A 22,958-nucleotide genomic window follows, 5' to 3' on the forward strand; every position below is an offset into this window, starting at 1 on the left:
ACTACGTGTTTTTTTGGTATTCCGATCTAACAGGCATGCATTTTATAACTCAGATCTATAGAGGCTGATTTTATGAGAGCAATTGATCGGCGCTGGTTGGCAGGCTTTTCTGGGTGCAGTGTTTGAGCTTTGCCGCGTATTCGACGACAATGCCCCGCCAAATGCATCCAGAGCTGTGCTGCTAACCTGATTTGAGAGTGTTTCATGTCCTCTGCTTTTAAAAACGACGTCGGCCAACGCCGTACTTTCGGCATTATTTCCCACCCCGATGCGGGTAAAACCACCATTACTGAAAAGCTGTTGCTGTTAGGTAACGCCATTCAGTTAGCGGGGACGGTAAAAGGTAAAAAGACCGGCCGTATGGCAACCTCAGACTGGATGCAGATGGAGCAGGATCGGGGCATCTCGATTACCACCTCGGTGATGCAGTTCCCGTATAAAGAGCGCATGGTTAATCTGCTCGATACCCCCGGACACGAAGACTTCTCGGAAGATACCTACCGCACCCTGACCGCAGTGGATTCGGTACTGATGGTGATCGACGGCGCTAAAGGTGTGGAAGACCGAACCATTAAACTGATGGATGTTTGTCGTCTGCGTGATACGCCGATCTTCACCTTCATTAATAAGATGGACCGTGAGGTTCGTGATCACATCGAAGTACTGGATGAAATCGAAACCGTTCTGAAAATTAAGTGTGCCCCGGTGACCTGGCCGATTGGAATGGGCAAAGCGTTCCGTGGTGTTTACAACCTGTACACGGATACCGTGCATTTATTCCAGCCCGGGCAGGCGTCCGTGGTACCGGATGATGTTCAGATTAAAGGCATTGATTCCGCCGAAGCCCGTGCTGAGCTAGGTGATGAGCTGGTGGATGAATTGATCGACGAAGTGGAACTGGTGCGTGGTGCCAGTTACGAGTTCGATCTGGATCAGTACCTGGCCGGAGAGATGACACCGGTATTCTTCGGTACCGCACTGGCCAACTTCGGTATCCGTGAAATGTTGGATTACTTCGTGGATTGGGCACCAGCGCCGATTGAGCGTGAAACCAAACAGCGTACCGTGAAGCCTGATGAAGAGAAGTTCTCCGGCTTTATCTTTAAAATTCAGGCCAATATGGATCCGAAGCACCGTGACCGTATTGCCTTTATGCGGATCTGCTCCGGCACCTATTCCAAGGGTATGAAGATGAAACATACCCGGATTGGTAAAGACGTAAAGGTAGCCGATGCGGTGACCTTCCTTGCCGGTGATCGTTCTAATGTTGAAGAAGCCATCTCGGGTGAGATCATTGGTTTGCATAACCACGGCACCATTCAGATTGGTGACACCTTTACTCAGGGTGAAGAATTACAATTCACCGGCATTCCACACTTTGCTCCGGAACTGTTTCGTCGGGTACGTTTAAAAGATCCGCTGAAGATGAAACAGCTGCAGAAAGGTTTGCAGCAGTTATCGGAAGAGGGCGCGACTCAGTTATTCCAGCCGTTAAATAACAACGATCTGATTCTGGGTGCGGTGGGTGTGCTGCAGTTTGATGTGGTACAGCAGCGCTTACGTGACGAATATAAAGTGGAATGTATTTACGAGCCGGTGAATGTGAACACCGCCCGTTGGTTGCAATGTGACGACGAACGTAAGCTGGAAGAGTTCCGCAAGAAAGCTTCTGAGAATCTGGCGATCGACGGTGGCGGCCATTTAACCTATATCGCAACCTCTCGGGTGAACCTGAGTCTGACCGAAGAGCGCTGGCCGGAAATTGAATTCCGCGCTACCCGTGAGCATTGATTTAACAAGACTAATTGGCGTGAGATATTTTTGTAGCAGCAACAGGATGTTGCGGTAGCGCGGCAGGGCCAGGGATGGCCCTTCGGCGCGGCGAGAAAAAATATCTGATGCCTGTTAGGTCTTCTGTCGAAGATCCAATTCCCTTACTTGCGACTCCGATCCTTTGAACTAGGCTTGCTCAAGGGAAATAATTATCGGATCAAAGGTTATGATTGCATTTTTCTTGGTAAGCATGGGGATTGCCGGTGTTGTGTGTTTTGTTGCGTATTTTCTGCTGCAACGAAAGGTACTGGAAGAAACGCTGACGCTGGACGACGGCAAGGGCTACTTTCTGGTTGCCTGTATTCTGATTGGCTTTCTGGTGTGTGCTGGTGGCTTTTATATCGGCCAGACCGCTGGCTATGATCAGCAGGAAGGCACCTCCACCATGATGGCGCTGGCTATCCTGCTAGACATCATGGTGACGTTACTGGTGCTGATTTATGGCCTGGTAAAGTTCCGCGAGCCCGAACATTATTGAGGGATCTGACGCATAAGAGCCTGCTTTTATGCGTCGATTTTCCCCATCATCTCTGGGCGGTATGAGGTTAATTCAGCGGTGCTGAATTTATGAGCGAATATTGCTTGCTTATGACAAACCCTTCCTATAGAATGCCGCCCTCTTTTGAATCAACCTGCCCTTGAAGGCGAGAAATTGATGAAAACTTACAGCGCAAAACCCGAAACCGTAAAACGTGAATGGTTTGTAGTTGATGCAGCTGAGCAAACGCTGGGTCGTCTGGCTACTGAGGTTGCTCGCCATTTGAGAGGCAAGCACAAACCTGAGTACACGCCACACGTAGACACTGGCGATTACATCGTAGTTATCAACGCAGACAAAGTTAAAGTAACCGGCAATAAAGGCAGTGATAAAATGTATCACCGTCACACTGGTTACCCAGGTGGTCTGAAATCGATCTCTTTTGATAAGCTGATCGACTACAAGCCTGAACAGATTATTGAACTGGCCGTTAAAGGCATGCTGCCTAAGAACCCTCTGGGTCGTGCTATGTTCAAGAAGATGAAAGTTTATGCTGGTGATGAGCATCCACATGCTGCACAACAGCCTCAAGAACTGAAAGTAGGATAAGATCATGGCAGAACAATACTACGGTACTGGTCGTCGTAAGACTTCTACTGCACGTGTTTTCTTACGTCCAGGTACTGGTAACATCGTTGTTAACAAGCGTCCTCTGGATGTTTACTTCGGTCGTGAAACTGCTCGTATGGTAGTTCGCCAGCCTCTGGAGCTGACCGAAAGCTTAGAGAAATTCGATATCATCGTTAATGTTAACGGCGGTGGTGGTAACGGTCAGGCGGGTGCTATCCGTCACGGTATCACTCGTGCTCTGATGCAATACGATGAGACTCTGCGTCCATCTCTGCGTGCAGCGGGTTATGTAACTCGTGATGCTCGTGAAGTTGAGCGTAAGAAAGTGGGTCTGCGTAAAGCACGTAAGAAGCCACAATTCTCCAAGCGTTAAGCTTGCCTCCAATTCCACTACGGAATTCGGAAGAAAAGAAGCGTCCCTTGGCTTATGTCAATGGACGCTTTTTTTATGCCTCAAAACCCCATGGTTATTGGGTTTTATAGTTGTCTATGCGGCCGCTTTTCTTTAGTATGTGCGCCGCTCTGTTTGCTATGTTTGGTCTGTATAACAAGTGCACAATATTGCAGCTTCCGACTGGCGACATTAGATTTTTTTTGATGGGAGAGGATGGTAATGAGTCAAGACGGCGTGAATAAGAGTCGACGCACTCTGCTCGTAGGCGCGACTGCTGCTGTCGGTGCTGTCGGTGCGGGTTTTGTCGCAGTACCCTTCGTGAAATCTTGGAATCCAAGTGAAAAAGCGAAGGCAGCGGGTGCTCCGGCTAAAGTTGACGTAAGTAAAATTGAACCCGGCGCGATGATTACCGCCGAGTGGCGTGGTAAACCGGTCTTTATTGCTCGTCGTAGCGAAGAAACGCTGGCGCTGTTACCGGGTCTTAACAGTAGATTAAAAGATCCTGAAAACAGCAACACGGCACAACAGCCTGAATATGCGAACAATATCAATCGTTCCCGTCAGCCTGATCTGATCGTTCTGGAAGGTGTTTGTACTCACCTGGGTTGTGCTCCTAAATATTTTGCTGAAGTAAAACCTGAACCTTTCGACCCAGAATGGAAAGGTGGTTTCTACTGCCCATGTCACGGTTCTCGTTTCGACCTGTCGGGTCGTGTATTTAATGGTTCCCCTGCTGCTGACAACCTGGTTGTACCTCCTTATTCATTTGATGGTGACACCCTGATTATTGGCGTTGATGAGGAGAATGCTTAATGAGCAAGCAACAGAATACTCTGATGGGCTGGATTGATGACCGCCTGCCAGTAACCCAAACCTACGAAAAGCATATGTCTAAGTACTATGCTCCGAAGAACTTCAACTTCTGGTACTTCTTCGGCGTAATCTCCATGTTGATGCTGGTAAACCAGATCCTGACGGGTGTCTGGCTGACCATGAACTTCACGCCAAGTGCGGAAGCTGCTTTTGCTTCTGTTGAATACATCATGCGTGATGTGGAGTGGGGTTGGTTGATTCGTTATATGCACTCAACCGGCGCGACCTTCTTCTTTGTTGCCGTTTACCTGCACATGATGCGTGCGCTGCTGTACGGATCCTACCAGAAGCCGCGTGAGCTGATCTGGATCTTCGGTATGCTGATTTACCTGTTGCTGATGGCCGAAGCCTTTATGGGTTACGTACTGCCATGGGGCCAGATGTCTTACTGGGGTGCGCAGGTAATTATTTCTCTGTTTGGTGCGATTCCGGTAATCGGTGAAGACCTGACTACCTGGATCCGTGGTGACTTCCTGATTTCAGGTGCTACTCTGAACCGCTTCTTTGCTCTGCACGTAATTGCTCTGCCATTAGTCATTGTGGCACTGGTAGTACTGCACTTGTTAGCGCTGCACGAAGTGGGCTCTAACAACCCGGATGGTGTTGATATTAAGAAACACCTGGACGAAAACGGTAAGCCATTAGACGGCGTACCTTTCCACCCTTACTACACCGTACACGACATGGTGGGTATTGTGGTCTTCCTGATGGTGTTCTGTAGCGTGATGTTCTTCTTCCCGGAAGGTAACGGCTTTATGCTGGAATACCCGAACTTCGAGCCGGCCAACGGTCTGAAGACCCCTGAGCACATTGCTCCGGTATGGTACTTCGGTGCGTTCTACACCATTCTGCGTGCGGTTCCGGATAAGCTGCTGGGTGTTATTGCCATGGGCGCGGCTATTGCGATTCTGTTTGTTCTGCCTTGGCTGGATAAGAGCCCGGTACGCAGCTGGCGCTACAAAGGTATGTTCAGCAAAATTCTGCTGCCAACCTTTGCGATCGTCTTCCTGATCCTGACCTGGTTGGGTACTCAGCCAGCAAGTGGTCACTTCTTAGGGCTGTTCTCTAACGGTACTGTTGCAGTATGGGCAACGATTTTCTATTTCGCATTCTTCCTGACAATGCCGATCTGGACCCGTATCGAGAAAACCAAACCAGTCCCAGAGCGTGTAACAGGAGGCCACTAAAATGAAAATCGGCATTAAAAAATTATTCGGTTTGTTGGCGGCCGCAGTTCCTGCGCTGGCGTTAGTTCCAGCACTGGCAGTTGCAGCGGGTGGCTCCAGTATTCCACTGGATGAGCACAAAACCGACCTGTACGACAAAGCGTCGTTACAGCGTGGTGCACAGACCTACATGAACTACTGCATGGGTTGTCACTCACTGGAGCATTCACGTTATAACCGTGTTGCTCGTGATTTAGACATTCCGGAAGATCTGATGCTGGAGAACCTGGTGTTCACTGATCAGAAAATCGGTGACCTGATGACCAACGCCATGCGCCCAGAAGATGGTAAGACCTGGTTCGGTGCAACACCTCCGGATCTGACTCTGGTTGCTCGTGTTCGTCGTCCAGACTGGTTGTACACCTACCTGCGCAGCTTCTACGAAGATGAAACGCGCCCATGGGGTGTGAACAACGTTGTCTTCAAAGACGTGGGTATGCCACACGTTCTGGCTGACCTGCAAGGTCGTCAGGTACAGGGCACTGCTCAGGTTGCTGTGGGTTATGACACCCTGACTGGCCAGGAAATCACCGAAGAGCAGGATGGTGTTCTGTATCTGGTAGAGGAAGGTACTCTGTCACCTAAAGAATACGATCGTTTGATTTTCGACCTGGTAAACTTCCTGACCTACGTTGCTGAACCAATTGCGGTTGAGCGTCAGCGTCTGGGTTGGTGGGTACTGTTGTTCCTGGCGATCTTCTTTGTACCGGTTTACATGCTGAACAAAGAATTCTGGCGCGATATTAAGTAATACGCTCCAGCTAAAGTAGCAAAGCCCGGCCGTTTTTGCGGTCGGGCTGTTGTTGTTTTTAAAACACCCAAGTTTTTAGATTTACTGAGAAAAGTGAGGAAAATATGGGAGTTGTAGCCAAGCGCTCTTCCATGACGTTTTATTCAGATGCGTCTGATCATTACAGTCACCGCGTACGTATTGTACTGGCGGAAAAAGGGGTAGCCGTAGAAATTCATGACGTCGACCCGGACAATAAGCCGGAAGACCTGGCCAGCCTTAACCCATATAACTCGTTACCAACTCTGGTAGACCGTGATCTGGTGCTGTACGACGCCAATGTGATGATGGAATACCTGGATGAGCGCTTCCCTCATCCGCCGCTGTTGCCAGTGTATCCGGTGGCGCGCGCACAAAGCCGTTTGTGGGTAAACCGTATTGAAAAAGACTGGGCGGATCTGATTAAGACCATTCAGTGGGGTTCTGATAAAGATGCGGAAGCCGCGCGTAAAGAACTGACTGAAAGCCTGATCTCTATTGCGCCGATCTTCACCGAAATGCCGTATTTCATGAGCGAAGATTTCTCGCTGGTTGATTGTTGTGTGGCTCCGATTCTGTGGCGTCTGCCTGCTCTGGGTATCGAATTACCAGAGAAACAATGCAAGCCACTGCTGAGCTACATGGAACGTTTGTTCGAACGTGAATCGTTCCAGGCTAGTCTGTCAGAAGCTGAGCGCGAGATGCGCGACTGATGGACCAGAACATGACGCCGAGTCGCCCGTATCTGATGCGGGCGCTGAATGAGTGGATTCTGGATAACCATTGCACTCCATATGTGCTGGTCGATGCTGGCATTCAGGGCGTACAGGTTCCTCAGGATTATGTGAATAACGGCCAGATCGTTTTAAACATCAGCCCGAGTGCGGTTCAGAATCTGCTGATTAATCAGGAAGGCTTATCCTTCAGTGCCCGCTTTGGTGGTGTACCGATGGAGGTGTACGTACCGGTTGTGGCGATTCTGGCGATTTATGCCCGTGAAAATGGTCAGGGGATGGTGTTTGGCTCTGAAGCGGGTGCTCCGGATCCGAATCAGCCACCCGAACCACCAACACCGGATAACCAATCGCCTAGGAATGGTTCTGGCCCGAAGAAAAACGGTGGCCGACCATCCTTAAGTGTTGTGAAATAACACACGCTATTGGTTCTGAGCTGAGTTCAGCAGGTTACTGACGATATCGACCAGCAGATAACTGCGGTCGGTGTCGTTGAGCCGTGCGGTGATGTAATGAGCCAGCGTGCTATTGTCCTGAGTATGCTTCACTTGTTGCCAAATTCTGTTCAGATAAGCCTGGTTTATCTGATCTGTTGCGGGTAAAGGTTGCTTCGCCGAAGCAACGGCCAGCAATTGAGACAGCTTTTCTTTGTGCTCCTCAAATTCCTGATCAATCTGATCACAGTGTCTGCGTAATACTTCCTCTGCTTGTTGCAGCAATAACATGACTTGTGCTGATCGTAGTTTTCTCGAGCGTTTGGCGCCTGAGTCTGGTTCAGACAAGCCGTCTGTTGCTGCGACCATCGCACCGCGTAACCCGGCCAGTTGAGAGGTTAGTGGCAGGCGAAAAGAGGCCAGTGCCTGCTCCGCCCGGCGGAGCCAGTCGATGCAGTTATCAGAGAAGCCGCTGTGTTTCTGATGGTAGGCATCAACCAGTGCCGGGATAGCACTTAGCTGCTCAAGAATCCGCTCGCGAATGACTGATTTCACCGATCACTCCGCCTGTTTATTCGGGTTGTAAATGGTTGCGTTTGCTGCCGCTGCCGGAGTGTGATGAGCCCCATTCCAGGCCTTCTTCCCTGAGGGTAATGCTAAGGCGTACGCTGGAAGTGGATGTCGATTTTTCTTTTATCTCGTTGGTGGTTACTGAGGTTGATAGTCGGGCGGGTTGTGGTGTGCTTTTTAAGGCGACGCTGGACACTTTATGACGTATATCATCAATTAATATGGCTTTTTTATCAGCCGTCAGCTCACTGCTGATATTGGCTTTTTTTAAGGACGTTTGCAGTGCATCGTCGACGGCTCTCACCATAGCTTCGCGACTGCTTTTGACCGGAGAGTTTTTTTGTTGCTCGTACACCTTTTCCAGTGATTTGCGTGCTTCTTTATCAAAAATATTCTGAAAGTTTTGAGTACGATTGAGAATATCTTCGTCATCCAGTGTACTTCTGAGCTGGCTCATCAGGGCTTTATGAATATTGCCCGGAGTATCTAAGCCAGCATCTGAGGCATCAAAATGCTGATCAATAGTAATAGGCATGTCAATGGTCAGCTCAGGCACTCTTACCCGTGGCATGCTCATGCCTTGCAGCAGCGGATGGTCTTTGTAATATTCGGCAATCGCAACCGTTTCTTCATCTGCCATACGCCTTGCATGTACCAGGCTTACCATTAATGAGCCTAATATATCACTCAGATCAGTCATGCTCTTTCCTTATTCTCTGGATTGAATCAAGGGTAATGAATCGCTTTTCTCAATGGCTTGAGAATGACCGGTAGATGAAAAAAGCGATCCATCCATCGGTTAAGTTGATGCCGGAACTTCTTCGATGGCGTTTTCGAGAATGCCTAATAGCCGCTCGGTGCCAGCGGGCAGTTCATCCTGAACAGCACGAACATGCACTGCCATACTGTATGTTCGTTCTGTTTTGGAGGTCGCTGAGGTGGATTTTTTATAGGAATAGCTGGCGCTCAGTTTAGCCGATACCGGCCCCCAACCAGCTTTGGCTGAAAGTGATGTGCTGAGATCATGAGATGAGGTGGAAGTGGACTCCTGTACCGAATTAATTTTGGCATTAAAATCGATGGTGGTTTCTTCAACCCGAATAAAGGGAATTGGTAACATGGTCAGGATGGGAACTGTTAAATCGTGTTTGACGGGAGTGACCGTGGTATTTCCGTCACTGTCAGTTGATTCAATGGGTTTCATATAGCTGAATGTCACCATGGTGGGGGTGTTACTGTCCTGCTCAAAACCAACTGATTTAATAAAATCCACGGAGGTTTGGGCTGACTGTGCCTGAGCCTGTACAACAGAGATCAGAGGAGAGCCGATCAGGTTTTTAAAATCTATATTTGAAAGTTCGTCGCCGATAGCCATAACAGAGAATTCCTGTAGTCATTAAATGTATTTGATGACAAAGAACTCGGTATCACTGCATAAAATACCGGAAAGCTTCTCAGCCTGGTGTCATATTCAACGGTGGGAATATGAACAGGGAGGCCAGCTTAGCTAAGAGGGCTGATATAACTCACTCAGTATCATGTCGTATTTTATTTAAATATAAAGCGATTCAGTGTTTGTTATTAGACTGAATTTAAAATACTGAAGCCAGCCAGAATTCTGGCGCCAGATATGAATCAATCTCGTTTCTTCACGTTTTCATCCTGCTGCAATGAATATTGACATTCTTGACGCTTATACCTCCCTAAACTAGCCTGAAAGAACGACTTTCGCTCGACAAAAAGTCTCTTTCGATGGAATGAGCAAAGTGAATAGGCTTTGTTTCAATAAGGTTAATAACAGGTAAGCCGTATACGCTTAAGCGGCAGGATAGACGAACGATGTACAACTTTCAGAATGTTAAATTAGCCCACAAGCTGTATGCCGGGTTCGGTGTTATTTTGGTGCTTATTGTACTGGTGGGAGCCATTTCTTATTTTTCCTTACAGGGAGCAACACAAGGGTTTTCGGGGTATCGGGAAATGGCGCGGGATACCAACTTATCAGGCCGGGTTCAGGCCAATATGCTGATGGTACGTATGAATGCCAAAGACTATATCATTACCAATTCAGCTAAAGATAAACAGGAATTTGAAGAGTACTGGGAGAAAACCCAGGGGTTTATGCAGGAAGCCCAAAAGGAAATTAATAAACCGAGCCGTGCGGCCATTATTGATGATATTGATCAAAGCCTGAAACTCTACCACGACAGTTTTACTGAGGTTGTTGGCCTGGTTGATCAGCGTAATCATCTCGTACGTAATGTATTGGATGTAAAAGGGCCATTGGCGGAAAAAAGTCTGACCAAAATTCTCCATTCAGCAAAAGATGATGGCGATATGATTGCTGCTTATGGTGCGTCGTTAGCCACCCGAAGCTTGCTGCTGGCACGTCTTTATGCCGGAAAGTTTTTAACGACCAATGAGCTTTCTGCTGTTGAGCGGGTGAAACAAGAATTTGCAGACCTTGAACGTGAATTAACAACATTAGATCGTGAATTACAAAACCCGGCGCGCCGACAATTATTAGCAGAGACACAAACACTGACGACAGATTATTACCGTTCTTTTTTAGAAGTTGTTGAAATCATCACAAAGCGTAACGGTATTATCACGCAAAAGCTGGATAAAATCGGGCCGGATGTCGCTAAAAATATTGAAGATGTGAAACTGGATATTAAATCGGTACAAGATAAGCTGGGGCCTGATTTGGTCGAGGCCAATGAAAATTCTATTCTGGTTATCGAAGCAATTGTTGTTATCTCCATTATTGTTGGTTTAATCGGTGCTTTCTATACAACCCGAAGTATCTTAGCGCAAATGGGGGGGGAGCCGAGTGAAGTGATTACTGTTGCTCAGCGGGTGGCAAACGGAGAGCTTAATCTCAGTTTACCCAACAGTTCGGATAAACCCGGAAGTTTATACGCCGCCATTGTAACTATGGTCAATAAGCTGAAAGATAAAGCTGACTTTGCGGCGGCTATTGCGGAAGGTAATTTATCAAAGAATATTCAGCTGGCATCCGATAACGATAATCTGGGAAAATCATTGCAGGTGATGGCAACTCAATTAAGTGACGTTATTTCCCATATTCAGAACTCCAGTGATGAAATTAACTCAGCCAGTAATAAAGTGTTGCAGAACAGCGATGACCTTTCCCGAGGAATGGAAAATCAGGCAACCTCATTAGGACAGATTTCTTCGTCACTGGAAGAGCTTTCTACACAGACCTCGCTGAATGCCAGTAACGCTGATAAAGCCAACCAGCTTGCTGAAAGTGCGAAGCAATTTACGCAAACAGGTCGTGACAAAATGAAGCAAATGACGACCGCAATGCATGAAATTGACTCCGCTGGAAAAAGTATTTCAAGCTTTATTAATACGATTGACGAAATTGCTGCACAAACTAATTTATTGGCATTGAATGCAGCGATTGAAGCGGCTCGGGCAGGGGAACAAGGACGCGGTTTTGCCGTAGTGGCTGATGAGGTCAGAGGATTGGCTGCCAGAAGTACTGCAGCGGCAGAAGAAACCAAAAAACTGGTGGATATGTCGACAGATAAAACCGCAACCGGTTCTCAGATCGCAGAGGAAACATCAGAGGCATTACAGCAAATATTTACTCAGATTAATGAAACGGCTGAGCTGATGTCTGAAATATCAACGGCTAATGCTGAACAAGCATCCGGCGTTAATTTTATTAACCAGGGCGTGGCGGAAATTGATAAGGTCATTCAGCAATCGGTTGATATTTCGTCGCTGAATACAAAAGAGGTGAGTAACTTAACTGACTCTGCCAATACTTTAAAAACAATGATGAATCGCTTTACGCTCTGATCATTATCGTTTTAACAGTTGATTATACGAAACCTTAAAAATAAAAATGCCGCTTGTGTTAGCAAGCGGCATTTTTTATTTCTGATGCAGGTTAAGACCTGTTACAGGCACTGGCAAAAATACCGTCAGAGGTTCTTTTCACGCAGCAGGTTGGCTTTAATCAACAGCCACTGTTCATCCCAGTATTGGGTTGGTTTGGCGGAGAACTCGGTACGTACATACTGTCGAATCCGGCCTTCTAATAATGCGGTTAATAAATTAGCTTCAGCGCTGACCGTTTGTGTCGGTACCAGCCCTTCGCGCATTTCAGCTTCACGCAGGATCTGTTTCAGCTGAGTTTCAATACGTTCAAAGAATTGCTGGATACGTTGTCGTAAGCGATCAGTTTCGCCAGCCAGTGCATCGCCTGATAATAAACGGCACATTCCCGGATTCTTTTCCGCAAACGTCAGCACCAGCATCAAGGTTTTCTCGCAACGCTGATCGGCGCTGTTGATTTCCTGCAGAATCAGGTTAATGCGGCTAAAGATGGTGTCTTCAATAAAACTGATCAGGCCTTCGAACATTTTTGCTTTGCTGGGAAAGTGGCGATACAACGCCGCTTCCGAGACTCCAACAGCTTTAGCCAGGCTGGCCGTGGTAATACGCGCTCCCGGATTGGTCTCCAACATATGGGCCAGCGCCTGCAAAATCTGATCGCGGCGGGAAATCTTTTCACGGTTGTCTGTCATTGTCTGTCCTTGTTGAATTAGCCGCGTGCATTGGTAATTAAAGTACCAACACCTTCGTCGGTGAACAGCTCCAGCAGGGTGGAGTGAGAAACGCGGCCATCAATAATATGAGCACTGGTCACTCCGGCATGAACGGCATCCAGAGCACACTGAATCTTGGGTAGCATGCCGCCGTAAATGGTGCCATCAGCAATCAGATCATCAACCTGTTCGGTGGTCAGGCCGGTGAGTATTTCTCCCTCTTTATCCATCAGGCCGGCGATATTAGTCAGCAGGATCAGTTTTTCGGCCTGTAATACTTCAGCTACTTTACCGGCAACCAGATCGGCGTTGATGTTGTAAGACGCACCATCGTCGCCCACACCAATCGGGGCAATAACCGGAATAAAATCACTCTGAGTCAGCATATCCAGTACCTGAGTATTGATATGCGCCACTTCACCAACATGGCCGATATCAATGATTTCCGGCTTCTGCATTTCAGGTGAGGTGTGGGTAACTTTTAATTTTCTGGCGTGTAATAGCTGGCCATCTTTACCAGTCAGGCCTAAGGCTTTACCGCCATTCTGGTTAATCAGGTTAACGATGTCTTTGTTCACCAAGCCGCCCAGCACCATTTCAACCACGTCCATGGTTTCGGTGGTGGTAACCCGCATGCCATTCACAAACCGGCTTTCAATGTTCAGTTTGTCCAGCAGCTCACCAATCTGAGGGCCGCCACCATGTACCACAATTGGGTTAATGCCAATCAGCTTTAACATCACCATATCGCGGGCAAAGCTGTTTTTCAGCTCGTCGTCGATCATGGCATTACCGCCGTACTTCACCACGATGGTTTTGCCAACAAAGCGCTGCAGATAAGGCAGTGCTTCGCTCAGAATTTGTGCGGTGTGCATGGCGGCTTTGCGTGGTAATGGCATGACTGGCTCCGGCCTGAAATGGCAACAGAATAAATATTAAGAATAAATAAAACCGGCTTATAGCCGGTTTCTGATGGTGGCGATTATAGCGTAATCAGCTACTTGAATTCCAGAATGCGGGTTGCCTGATTCAGAAAGGAACCTGCAATTCCGGTGCATGCAGGGTAAGTGCCTGCTTCATCCGTTGTTGAATCCGGGTAATGGCCTGTTGGTCATTACCGGCAAACCGCAAGGTCAGTTTTGGGGTGGTGTTAGAAGGGCGTACCAGCCCCCAGCCATCACTGAACTCAATCCGCAGGCCGTCGGTGGTAAACACACGAGCACCATCGGTGAGTTGTTGATCGGTTGACAGGGTTTTTAAAATTTCAAATTTGCGGGTATCGGTGGTGGCAATGGTGATTTCGGGAGTGCTCAAATCCTCCGGCAGCGCTGCAAATTGCTCGGCAGCGCTGGTGTTGCGGAAGCTGATCAGTTCCAGCAAGCGGGCGGCGGTGTACAAACCATCATCAAAACCATACCAGCGATCCTGAATGTAAAAATGGCCACTGAATTCGCCACCAACAATGGCATTGCTGTCTTTCATGCGCTTCTTCATCAGAGAATGGCCGGTTTTCCACATGGTCGGACGACCACCATGACGGCTGATAAGCGGTGCTAAGTGACGCGATGATTTCACATCATAAATAACGTCCCGGCCAGGATTGCGCGGCAGAATATCTTCAATCAGCAGCATTAATAATCGGTCCGGCCAAATGATTTTTCCCTGATTGTCGATCAGAGCAACCCGATCACCATCCCCATCAAATGCCAGTCCGAGATCAGCCTGTTGTTCAATCACGGCTTTTTGCAGGTCGGCCAGATTATGTGGCTGGCTAGGGTCTGGGTGGTGATTCGGGAAATTGCCATCCACCTCACAGTACAGCGCGGTGTAATCAATATTCAGCATTTCCATCAGCTGTTTGGCCGCCGGTCCGGCAATGCCGTTGCCAGCGTCAATCACAACCTTCAGGTCGCGGTTAATCTGTACGTCGCCTTCGATGCGTTCCAGGTAGTCTTGCTCCAGGTTGCGGCTTTCATTGCTGCCTTCGCCAGAGGCCAGATCATTACGGGCAATACGGTGATAGAGCACCATCAGCTCGTCCTGAGTCAGGGTTTGTCGGTCAATGACTATCTTCAGGCCATTAAATTCCGATGGATTATGACTGCCGGTAATCACCACTCCACAGGGAGTATCAAGCTCATGCGTTGCATAATACAGCAGGCCGGTTGGTTGAGCGCCCAATATGATGCTGTGACAACCACTTTGGTTAATACCACGCTGTAGCGCCTCTGCCAGTTCAGGGCTGGATGGACGACCATCCCAGGCGATGCTGATCTTATTAAAGCCTCGTTTTTGTACTTCGCTGCCGAGTGCGCGACCAATCCAGTACACCACGTCGCTTGTCAGATCCTGACCAACAATACCGCGGATATCGTAAGCACGGAAAATGGCGCGCGATATCTCTGGTTTTTGTTCGTGACTGTCGCTGACTTCTTCGACTTCCATACCCGGGATAGCCGGGCCATTCGAAGGATAACCATCTGAGCTAACGTTGCGTTTACTTTCCGCTTTGATCTTTGGCTGTTCGAGAGAAATATCCTGTTTTTCACGGGCGGATGCTTGTACTTCTTCGGGGGCGCTGATTGGCCGGGCCGTTTTTAACAGATGTTCCATATGTTGGGCGAGATCGTGAAAGATTCGCAGCGAAAATTGTGGGAACTGATTCTCGCCGGTACGGCTCAAGGTGCGCACATAAGTCAGCAATTTCAGCTGATTTTGTTGTACAGCTTTTTTCTGCAGAAAAACAATAATAAACAAGCCTGCCAGGGTGAGAACCAGTACGATCATCCATGAGCTTGCCAGCGGCAATAGCTCAAGTTGCGGACGCTCGTTGGCAGGAATATAGGTCAGGTACCAGAAGTCATTGATGGACTCGGTCACTGCGGTACCGGTTTGAGTGCTGGATTTGCCCAAGCGGAAAATCTCAAAGCCTTTGCTGTGATCGTTATCGATATGTTGGTTAACCACGACTTCGCCCAGCAGGCTGGTAGTGCTGGACTGAAACTGTTTGAGCCAGTCTACGCCATATTCAATTAACAGAACTCCGGCAATTTTTCCGCTGGGATCTTTAATGGCCGACGCCCAGAAAAAGCGTTGCTCCTGATTTCGCATGACGGCTTCCAGGTTCATTTTGTTGCCACGTAAAGTGCGGGTGACTACCTGCTGGACGGCAAAACCCATGGAGGATTGCAGGCCCATTGCCTCTTCGCGCTTTAACAGATGAACCTGAGTGGCCCCGGGAATAAATTGCTTCAGAGTGGCTTTCCAGGCTGGGTCACCACCGGATTGCAGTGCCGCCAGGGTTCGGGGATAACGACTGGCCGTTAGTTGTAACTGCTGCGTATCATGCAACTGGATCTTTAAAGAGTGCGCCATTTGACCTGCCATGGCCTTGGCAAAGGCTTGATCCACTTCCGATTGAGTAAAGAGATTCACCTGCAGGCTTTGAAACGCCAGGCCGCCGGATATAAATAATAATGCCAGCCAGATGGTAATACGGCTGTACATTACAATGGTGCCTTTGGGGCGGCGTACGTCGGCTGTCATGTGTATCCCTTCAAAACGATATTTGTGGTATCACCGAGCTGTGCTGGCTCTGATATAACTCAGCTCTGGTTTAAGTCATCAGACACGGTTTAAGTCAGGCTCGGTGATAAGATCACGCTGTTATTGGCGGCCTGAGTGACCAAAGCCACCGCTGCCACGTTCAGTTTCAGTGAACTCGTCAACAATTTCAAATTCAGCTTGCACCACAGGTACCAGAACCAGCTGTGCCAGGCGCTCACCTACCTCAACGGTAAAGCTGTCTTTGCCACGGTTCCAGCAGCTGACCATCAGCTCACCCTGATAATCCGAGTCAATCAGGCCCACCAGGTTACCCAATACGATGCCATGTTTATGACCCAGCCCTGAACGTGGCAGGATCATCGCAGCCAGTGATGGGTCTTCGATAAAAATGGATAAACCGGTGCGAATCAGCTGGGTTTCACCCGGGTGGAGTGTCAGTGGCGCATCCAGACAAGCACGCAGATCCAGACCGGCAGAACCAGCGGTGGCGTACTCGGGCATTGGGATATCCTGGCCTAGACGTTTATCAAGAATTCGGACTTGTAGTTTTTGCATGGGGGTTATCTTATTCACTGCGGTTTATAAAAAGTCATTAATGCGATTGCTGGTAACGCAGAGCAATCAGTTCAATCAGTTTACGCGCCATGGTTTGCTTGCTCATGGCATCAAAGGTTTGTTGTCCTTCCTGCCAGATGGCGGTGGCGGCATTGTTGTCGCTGTTAAAGCCAATATCGCTGCGAGACACGTCGTTGGCAATAATCATATCCAGATTTTTATTGGTCAGTTTGCCACGGGCATAGTCTTCAACGGCCTGAGTTTCAGCGGCAAACCCCACGGTAAATGGACGTTGCTCGTGTTGTGCCACTGTTGCTACCACATCCGGGTTTTTGATCATGGTGATATCTATCTGGTCGCCGGATTTTTTAATTTTCTGGTTGGCGATATTCAGCGGTCGATAATCGGCAACTGCGGCGGCGGCAATAAAGATCTGGCACTCTCCGATCTGCTCTAAAGCAGCGTCCAGCATATCGCGGGCGCTGACAACCGGCTCTACATGGATACGCTCCGGCGCGGGTAAATTAACCGGCCCGGAGATCAGCGTGACCCGGGCTCCGGCATCACGTGCCGCTTCGGCAAGGGCATAACCCATTTTTCCGGAACTGTGGTTACTGATGTAACGCACCGGGTCGATGGCTTCGCGGGTAGGCCCGGCGGTGACGACCAGATTGAGACCGGCCAGCAGGCCGTTGATGAATAGCTCAGCACAATTGGCGGCAATGATTTCCGGGTCGAGCATACGACCCGGGCCAACATCACCACACGCTTGCTCTCCGGCATCGGGCCCGAATACATGGAAGTTCTGGCCTTTAACAGCCATCAGCCGCTGCAGGTTTTGTTGGGTAGTACCGTCTTTCCACATGGCCTGATTCATCGCAGGGGCAATGGCCAGTGGCGCTTCACTGGCGAGGCAGATGGTGGTTAATAAATCGTCGCCCAGACCTTGTGATAAGCGCGCCAGAAAATTCGCCGAAGCCGGGGCAACCAGCAGCAGGTCTGCCCACTTGGCGAGCTCAATATGACCCATACCGGCTTCCGCTTCCGGGTCAAGCAGAGCATGGTGAACCGGGTTGCCGGATAAGGCTTGTAGCGTTAATGGGGTGATAAACTCCATCGCGCCTTTGGTCATAACAATCCGGACATCAGCTCCGGCCTTTTTCAGGTGACGCACCAATTCGGCCGATTTGTAGGCGGCGATACCACCAGTGATACCCAGCAAAATACGCTTGTTGGTCAGTTGTTGCATAGTCATTCGGGGGCTGCTTAGAATGGCGTTGAGTATATATCAGTCAGAGTCCTACAGGGAGGTAAGGATGTCGATTACTGAATGGCCGGCCATGGAGCGGCCCAGAGAAAAGCTACTCGCCCACGGGCCTCAGGCGTTATCCGATGCCGAGCTGTTGGCGATTTTTCTGCGTACCGGCGTTACCGGTAAAAGTGCTGTGGATCTGTCGCGCGAGTTACTGGCGGACTTTGGCAGTCTGCGAGCACTGCTGGTGGCCGATCAGGCAACCTTTTGTCGTCACCTGGGGTTGGGGAGCGCGAAGTTTGCGCAATTGCAGGCAGTGCTGGAAATGGCCAAGCGCCATCTGGCCCAGGAACTGGAGCGAAGCGATGCCCTGACCAGTCCGGAGCTGACCCAGCGTTATCTGTTGTCTCAGTTAAGGGATCGCGGGCATGAGGTGTTTGCCTGCTTGTTTCTGGATAATCAGCATCGGGTGATTCGCTATCAGGAGCTATTCCATGGCACCCTGGATGGCGCGGCCGTTTATCCGCGCGAGGTGGTCAAGCAGGCGTTAGCACTGAACGCGGCGGCGGTGATTCTGGCGCACAATCATCCTTCCGGAATTGCCGAGCCCAGCCAATCTGACAAAGCCATTACCCGGCGTTTACAGGAGGCGATGGGACTCATGGATATTCGGGTGCTGGATCATCTGGTGATCGGCGATGGTTATTGTGTCTCGTTTGCTGAGCGTGGTTGGATTTAACCGAAAAGCCGAGTGAAATTGTGCCAAAACATGGAAAAATCACCCAAAATAACGCTTTCACTTGCCTGGCGAAGATCCTTTTGGTATAAAGCGCAACTCTTTTCAGCCAGGGCACTTGTCTGAAGCCAAATTTTGGCCGACTCGCCCACGGTTGTAACGAATTTTTCATTTGTTCGATACAGTTAAATCGGGGCTAATTCAATGTCTAAGGTTTGTCAGGTTACAGGTAAGCGTCCTGTAACAGGGAACAACGTTTCCCACTCAAACATCAAAACCAAGCGCCGTTTTCTGCCTAACTTGCAGTACCACCGCTTCTGGGTAGAGAGCGAAAAGCGTTTCGTACGTCTGCGTGTAACCACTAAAGGCATGCGCATCATCGATAAGAAAGGTATCGATGCTGTTCTGGCCGAAATCCGCGCTCGCGGTGAGAAAGTTTAAGGAGGCCTGTTATGCCACGTGATAAGATTCGTCTGGTTTCAAGTGCCGGTACCGGTCACTTCTATACTACAGACAAAAACAAGCGCACTATGCCTGAGAAAATGGAGATCAAAAAATTTGATCCAACCATTCGCAAGCACGTAATGTACAAAGAAGCCAAAATTAAGTAAGTTTCTTTTTACTGCGCAGCTCTTTGTTGCCAAAGAGCATGTAGAAAAACCCGGCCCTGGTCGGGTTTTTTTATGCCTGAGATTCAGCGAACGGAGATTAACCATGCCGGAATTACCCGAGGTAGAAACCACCTTGCGGGGCATCGAGCCCTGGTTGGAAGGGCAAACCATCGAGCACATTGATGTCCGCCAGCCAAAGCTACGTTGGCCGGTTGAGGATGAGATTCATCGTTTAGAAGGACAGATGATTGTTTCTCTGAAGCGCCGGGCGAAATACATTCTGGTAGAAACCGCTGCAGGAACCGCAATCTGGCATCTGGGAATGTCCGGTTCTTTGCGCTTGGTTGACGACGATGAGCCGGCTGCCAAGCACGACCACATCGATTGGCTGCTTTCTAATGGCAAAATTCTGCGCTATCACGATCCACGCCGCTTCGGTGCCTTGTTATGGCAGGCACCAGATGCCACCGAAAGTGAGCACCTTGATCACCTCGGGCCAGAGCCCTTATCCGATGCTTTTGATGTGGATTATTTGTTTCAACGCAGTCGTAAAAAAACACAGGCCATTAAGCAGTTTATTATGGACGGTAAAGTGGTGGTGGGTGTGGGGAATATCTACGCCAATGAAAGCCTGTTTATGGCAGGTATTCGCCCCACGCTGGCGGCAGGTAAGGTGAGCAAAGCCCGTTATGACAAGCTGGTGGCCTGTATCAAGCTGGTACTGGAGCGAGCCATTGAACAAGGTGGAACCACGCTGAAAGATTTTGTTGGTGGCGATGGCAAACCAGGATATTTTGCCCAGGAATTACTGGTTTATGGTCGTGGTGGTGAACAGTGCGTGCACTGTAAATCAACACTTAAAGAAATACGCCAGGGGCAGCGAGCTACGGTTTATTGCCCAGCCTGTCAGGGCTGACGATGTATCTGTATTTTTTGTGGAACGGTCGGCATCTGTTTGCCTGAGTCGTGACGCCTGCTGAACGGGCTGCTATAGTCGGGCAATATTGCTGATCAAAAAATAAGAGGATGAAAGATGCGATTCATGACCGCAATGAAAAAGCCGTTACTGGCCTCGGTTGCAGCTGCTTCGTTATTAACCAGCGGAATGGTCACTGCAGAGGTGATTGATGAAAAGCCCAGCGCCGGTGCCATGGTGGTTGATGCTGTGTTTGTTCGTCCTCTGTACTTTATTCTGTCTCAGGCGGGTTCCTTGGTATACGGTGCCACGCTGCCATTTACCTTACTGGGCGAAAACGCCGATGAAACGGCTGAAACCTTAGTTGTTACCCCTCTGCAGGGAGCATTTGTTCGTTGTCTGGGTTGTAGCGATATTGAAGGCAGTGTCTCGGCTTTAGAAGAAGGCGCAGGTAAAACCATTCGTCACTTTGTTGAGGTAGCGGCGGGTCAGGCTAATTTTGATCAGAATGGTGATACCGGTGACGGTGTTTCAGGTGGTGTGTATGTCGGTACGCACTTCAGCTTATCGGATACCAGCCGGTTTGATGTATTACTGGGCTATCGCTCTTTGGGGACGCTGGATATCGAAGAAGGTGAGGCTAACGAATACGAAGCCAAAACTAATTCGCTTCAGATTGCCAGTCGCTTCGGCAAAAAGATTTTCTGGGATTTGGAACTGATGGGTAAGCTGGGTATGCATTCCTGGGATGTTGATCTTGAGCGAAAAGCAGACGGCGCTAAAAGCGATTTCAGCGGTTACGACTTTTTCTACGGTTTAGGTGTTGAGCGTTTTATTACCGATGATATCCGTGTTGGGGTTGAATATACCCGCTACTCGATTGAAGACGGGAATTTTGATGCCAAAATTGACACTATGGATCTGAATGCGAGCTATATGTTCTGATTCTGATTGTCTAAAAAAGGCCGCTGAGGTTCACACCTCTGCGGCCTTTTTTTGTTTTTAAGGGAAAACGTACAGCATCTGGCTCCCACGCAGAGTAAAATCAGCGTACTTGCGATTCACCCAAGCCACGCGGATCGGATGCGGCAGTGACTTCCCCTGATGTTTTATCCCACAAAATAGCCTGCATATTGCCATACTGGCGACCAACCGGTTTCAGTTGGTGGCCTCGTTGTAACAGCGCGGCCTGCTCAGATTCAGTAAAGGTATCCGGCTCATGCTGAATCACATCGGGCAGATATTGGTGATGGAAGCGTGGGCGTGACACCCAATCCTCTACCGGTTTACCTTGCAGATGTTCCAGCATGCCGAGGAATACCATGGTAATAATCCGGCTGCCGCCCGGGGTTCCAATTATGGCAGTACTGTTGTCGGTATTCACAATGCTGGGTGACATACTCGATAGCGGGCGTTTGCCCGGTGCAATGGCGTTGGCTTCGTTACCCACTAAACCATAGGCATTGGGCTCGCCCGGTTTGGCCGAGAAGTCATCCATCTCATTGTTGAGCAGAATGCCAGTGCCCGGGGCGGTATAGGCGGAGCCGAACGGCAAGTTGATACTCAGAGTGGCCGACACCATATTACCTTGTTGGTCGATGACCGACAGATGCGTGGTGTGAAATCCTTCCTGCAAATTTTTAACGCCGTTCAGGCTCAGGCTTGGGGTGGCTTGTTGCATATCAATACTGGCCGCCCAGTTTGCTGCACGCTGATCGGATAACAACTCAGTAACAGGTACGTTCACATAATCCGGATCACCCAGATATTCCGCCCGGTCTTTATAAGCACGGCGCATCACTTCGGCCAGTAAATGAGTTTGCTGCACTTTATCCAGGGTTTTCCAGTCTGGTACTGTTTCTTGTGCCAGCATCTTCAGCATTTGTGCAATGGCGATACCGCCGGAAGAGGGTGGTGGGGCACTGACAATATCGTACTCGCCCAACTGGATGCGAATTGGCTCACGCTCGACCACGTTATAGTTGGCCAGGTCGTCCAGTGTCCAGTCGCCGCCATCCTGCTGTACGGCATTGACCAGTTTTTTGGCCACCTCGCCTTTATAAAAGCCATCAAAACCCCGGTCAGACAAGGCTTGCAGAGTCTTGGCTAAGTCGGGTTGTTTGATAACGTAACCCACCTCAGGAATCTCACCGTTATCCAGCAAAATTTCACGACTATCGGGGTAGCGGCGCACGTTTTTCAGGCGAAAGCCCATCAGCTTTTGATAATGCTCATACACAGGAAAACCGTCCTGTGCCTGCTGGATGGAAGCTTTTAATGAGTCCGACAACGGCAGCTTGCCGTAGTTTTCAGCCAGGTGCACAAATGCCGCGGCCTGACCGGGAATACCAGCGGCTGTGGGGCCATTAACGGCTTTATCGCGATTTACGCTGCCGTTGTCGTCCAGATAATAATTCCGGTGGGCCGCTGCTGGTGCTTTTTCGCGGGCATCAATAAAGGTGTACTGGTCTTTTTGTGCTTCATAAATCAGCCAGAAGCCGCCGCCACCAATACCGGCGCTATAGGGCTCAACCACCCCGAGACTGGCCGCAACCGCAATGGCAGCATCAAAGGCATTGCCACCTTGTGCCAGAATATCCATACCGGCCTGGGTCGATAGTGGATGAGCACTGGCGACAGCGGCTTTGGAAGGTGTCGCTGAAAGGTGTGGTTCTGAGGTTGATAAAGCCTGTGGTTCAGAGTTTGATGATTCTGTCGGAGTCTGACTGCAGGCCAGGATCAGAGTAGAACTCAGCAGAAGCAGGGTGTGTTTCAACATATGCGGAAATCCGTT

24 protein-coding genes are annotated in these 22,958 nt (G+C 49.4%); 15 read left to right on the forward strand and 9 right to left on the reverse strand.

The genetic code is table 11. The annotated features are described in order from the left end of the window. The first annotated feature begins 204 nt into the window (after window positions 1-204). The 9 genes from ACO05E_RS09750 to ACO05E_RS09790 all read left to right on the forward strand — a co-directional run bounded on the left by ACO05E_RS09750 (window position 205) and on the right by ACO05E_RS09790 (window position 7,353). Complete coding sequence (locus ACO05E_RS09750; protein WP_419812742.1) at window positions 205-1,791, forward strand: peptide chain release factor 3; 1,587 nt, start codon at window positions 205-207, stop codon at window positions 1,789-1,791. A 208-nt stretch (window positions 1,792-1,999) separates the two neighbouring features. After that, the gene (locus ACO05E_RS09755) at window positions 2,000-2,311 is read left to right on the forward strand and encodes a hypothetical protein (RefSeq protein WP_419812743.1); all 312 of its coding nucleotides are present in this window, start codon (window positions 2,000-2,002) and stop codon (window positions 2,309-2,311) included. Window positions 2,312-2,488: 177 nt separating this feature from the next. Further along, window positions 2,489-2,920 (forward strand): 50S ribosomal protein L13, encoded by a 432-nt coding sequence (gene rplM, locus ACO05E_RS09760; protein ID WP_419812744.1) that lies wholly within the window; start codon window positions 2,489-2,491, stop codon window positions 2,918-2,920. 1 nt (window position 2,921) lies between these two features. Next, window positions 2,922-3,314 carry a 30S ribosomal protein S9 gene (gene rpsI, locus ACO05E_RS09765; RefSeq protein WP_255860818.1) on the forward strand — a complete coding sequence of 131 codons (393 nt, stop codon included), beginning with the start codon at window positions 2,922-2,924 and terminating at the stop codon, window positions 3,312-3,314. Between the two features lie 240 nt (window positions 3,315-3,554). Further along, complete coding sequence (petA, locus tag ACO05E_RS09770) at window positions 3,555-4,148, forward strand: ubiquinol-cytochrome c reductase iron-sulfur subunit (protein ID WP_419812745.1); 594 nt, start codon at window positions 3,555-3,557, stop codon at window positions 4,146-4,148. After that, window positions 4,148-5,395, forward strand: coding sequence for a cytochrome b (locus ACO05E_RS09775; protein WP_419812746.1), 1,248 nt, complete (start codon window positions 4,148-4,150; stop codon window positions 5,393-5,395). The genes petA and ACO05E_RS09775 overlap by 1 nt, the downstream gene beginning before the upstream one ends. A 13-nt stretch (window positions 5,396-5,408) precedes the next feature. Further along, entirely contained in the window at window positions 5,409-6,185 is a 777-nt protein-coding gene (locus tag ACO05E_RS09780) for a cytochrome c1 (protein ID WP_419813679.1), read from the forward strand. Between the two features lie 104 nt (window positions 6,186-6,289). After that, window positions 6,290-6,916 carry a stringent starvation protein SspA gene (gene sspA / locus ACO05E_RS09785; protein ID WP_419812747.1) on the forward strand — a complete coding sequence of 209 codons (627 nt, stop codon included), beginning with the start codon at window positions 6,290-6,292 and terminating at the stop codon, window positions 6,914-6,916. Window positions 6,917-6,927: 11 nt separating this feature from the next. Next, entirely contained in the window at window positions 6,928-7,353 is a 426-nt protein-coding gene (locus ACO05E_RS09790) for a ClpXP protease specificity-enhancing factor (RefSeq protein WP_419812748.1), read from the forward strand. 6 nt (window positions 7,354-7,359) lie between these two features. Here the strand turns inward: ACO05E_RS09790 and ACO05E_RS09795 are convergent, their stop codons facing one another. The 3 genes from ACO05E_RS09795 to ACO05E_RS09805 form a co-directional block, all read right to left on the reverse strand. Beyond that, window positions 7,360-7,926 carry a hypothetical protein gene (locus ACO05E_RS09795; protein ID WP_419812749.1) on the reverse strand — a complete coding sequence of 189 codons (567 nt, stop codon included), beginning with the start codon at window positions 7,924-7,926 and terminating at the stop codon, window positions 7,360-7,362. Between the two features lie 16 nt (window positions 7,927-7,942). Beyond that, complete coding sequence (locus tag ACO05E_RS09800; protein WP_419812750.1) at window positions 7,943-8,641, reverse strand: amidase; 699 nt, start codon at window positions 8,639-8,641, stop codon at window positions 7,943-7,945. Between the two features lie 99 nt (window positions 8,642-8,740). Next, the gene (locus ACO05E_RS09805; protein WP_419812751.1) at window positions 8,741-9,316 is read right to left on the reverse strand and encodes a DUF2589 domain-containing protein; all 576 of its coding nucleotides are present in this window, start codon (window positions 9,314-9,316) and stop codon (window positions 8,741-8,743) included. A gap of 464 nt (window positions 9,317-9,780) precedes the next feature. On the opposite strand from ACO05E_RS09805, the gene ACO05E_RS09810 reads away from it, so the two are divergent. After that, a complete protein-coding gene (locus ACO05E_RS09810) occupies window positions 9,781-11,775 on the forward strand; it encodes a HAMP domain-containing methyl-accepting chemotaxis protein (RefSeq protein WP_419812752.1) in 1,995 nt (664 codons plus the stop codon). Window positions 11,776-11,900: 125 nt separating this feature from the next. Here the strand turns inward: ACO05E_RS09810 and slmA are convergent, their stop codons facing one another. From slmA to coaBC, 5 genes are all read right to left on the reverse strand, one after another. Continuing rightward, entirely contained in the window at window positions 11,901-12,506 is a 606-nt protein-coding gene (gene slmA, locus ACO05E_RS09815; RefSeq protein WP_419812753.1) for a nucleoid occlusion factor SlmA, read from the reverse strand. A gap of 17 nt (window positions 12,507-12,523) precedes the next feature. Next, on the reverse strand, window positions 12,524-13,426 hold the full coding sequence (gene argB / locus ACO05E_RS09820; protein WP_419812754.1) for an acetylglutamate kinase: 903 nt from the start codon (window positions 13,424-13,426) through the stop codon (window positions 12,524-12,526). 130 nt (window positions 13,427-13,556) lie between these two features. Beyond that, complete coding sequence (locus ACO05E_RS09825; RefSeq protein WP_419812755.1) at window positions 13,557-16,073, reverse strand: phosphomannomutase/phosphoglucomutase; 2,517 nt, start codon at window positions 16,071-16,073, stop codon at window positions 13,557-13,559. Window positions 16,074-16,193: 120 nt separating this feature from the next. Beyond that, complete coding sequence (gene dut / locus ACO05E_RS09830; protein WP_419812756.1) at window positions 16,194-16,649, reverse strand: dUTP diphosphatase; 456 nt, start codon at window positions 16,647-16,649, stop codon at window positions 16,194-16,196. A 37-nt stretch (window positions 16,650-16,686) separates the two neighbouring features. After that, window positions 16,687-17,898: a bifunctional phosphopantothenoylcysteine decarboxylase/phosphopantothenate--cysteine ligase CoaBC gene (coaBC, locus tag ACO05E_RS09835; RefSeq protein WP_419813680.1), complete on the reverse strand. Its 1,212-nt coding sequence runs from the start codon at window positions 17,896-17,898 to the stop codon at window positions 16,687-16,689. A 67-nt stretch (window positions 17,899-17,965) separates the two neighbouring features. On the opposite strand from coaBC, the gene radC reads away from it, so the two are divergent. The 5 genes from radC (at window position 17,966) to ACO05E_RS09860 (ending at window position 21,109) form a co-directional block, all read left to right on the forward strand. After that, window positions 17,966-18,640, forward strand: coding sequence for a RadC family protein (radC, locus tag ACO05E_RS09840; RefSeq protein ID WP_419812757.1), 675 nt, complete (start codon window positions 17,966-17,968; stop codon window positions 18,638-18,640). Window positions 18,641-18,841: 201 nt separating this feature from the next. Next, complete coding sequence (gene rpmB, locus ACO05E_RS09845; protein WP_068658357.1) at window positions 18,842-19,078, forward strand: 50S ribosomal protein L28; 237 nt, start codon at window positions 18,842-18,844, stop codon at window positions 19,076-19,078. An 11-nt stretch (window positions 19,079-19,089) separates the two neighbouring features. Then, on the forward strand, window positions 19,090-19,248 hold the full coding sequence (rpmG, locus tag ACO05E_RS09850; protein ID WP_068658359.1) for a 50S ribosomal protein L33: 159 nt from the start codon (window positions 19,090-19,092) through the stop codon (window positions 19,246-19,248). A 103-nt stretch (window positions 19,249-19,351) separates the two neighbouring features. Further along, complete coding sequence (mutM, locus tag ACO05E_RS09855; protein WP_419812758.1) at window positions 19,352-20,164, forward strand: bifunctional DNA-formamidopyrimidine glycosylase/DNA-(apurinic or apyrimidinic site) lyase; 813 nt, start codon at window positions 19,352-19,354, stop codon at window positions 20,162-20,164. Between the two features lie 117 nt (window positions 20,165-20,281). Next, window positions 20,282-21,109 carry a porin family protein gene (locus ACO05E_RS09860; protein ID WP_419812759.1) on the forward strand — a complete coding sequence of 276 codons (828 nt, stop codon included), beginning with the start codon at window positions 20,282-20,284 and terminating at the stop codon, window positions 21,107-21,109. 100 nt (window positions 21,110-21,209) lie between these two features. Here ACO05E_RS09860 and ggt read toward each other — a convergent pair whose 3' ends face one another. Beyond that, entirely contained in the window at window positions 21,210-22,943 is a 1,734-nt protein-coding gene (gene ggt / locus ACO05E_RS09865; RefSeq protein WP_419812760.1) for a gamma-glutamyltransferase, read from the reverse strand. Between the last annotated feature and the right edge of the window lie 15 nt (window positions 22,944-22,958).

Source organism: Bacterioplanoides sp., from assembly GCF_965226395.1.
Lineage (GTDB): Bacteria > Pseudomonadota > Gammaproteobacteria > Pseudomonadales > Oceanobacteraceae > Bacterioplanoides.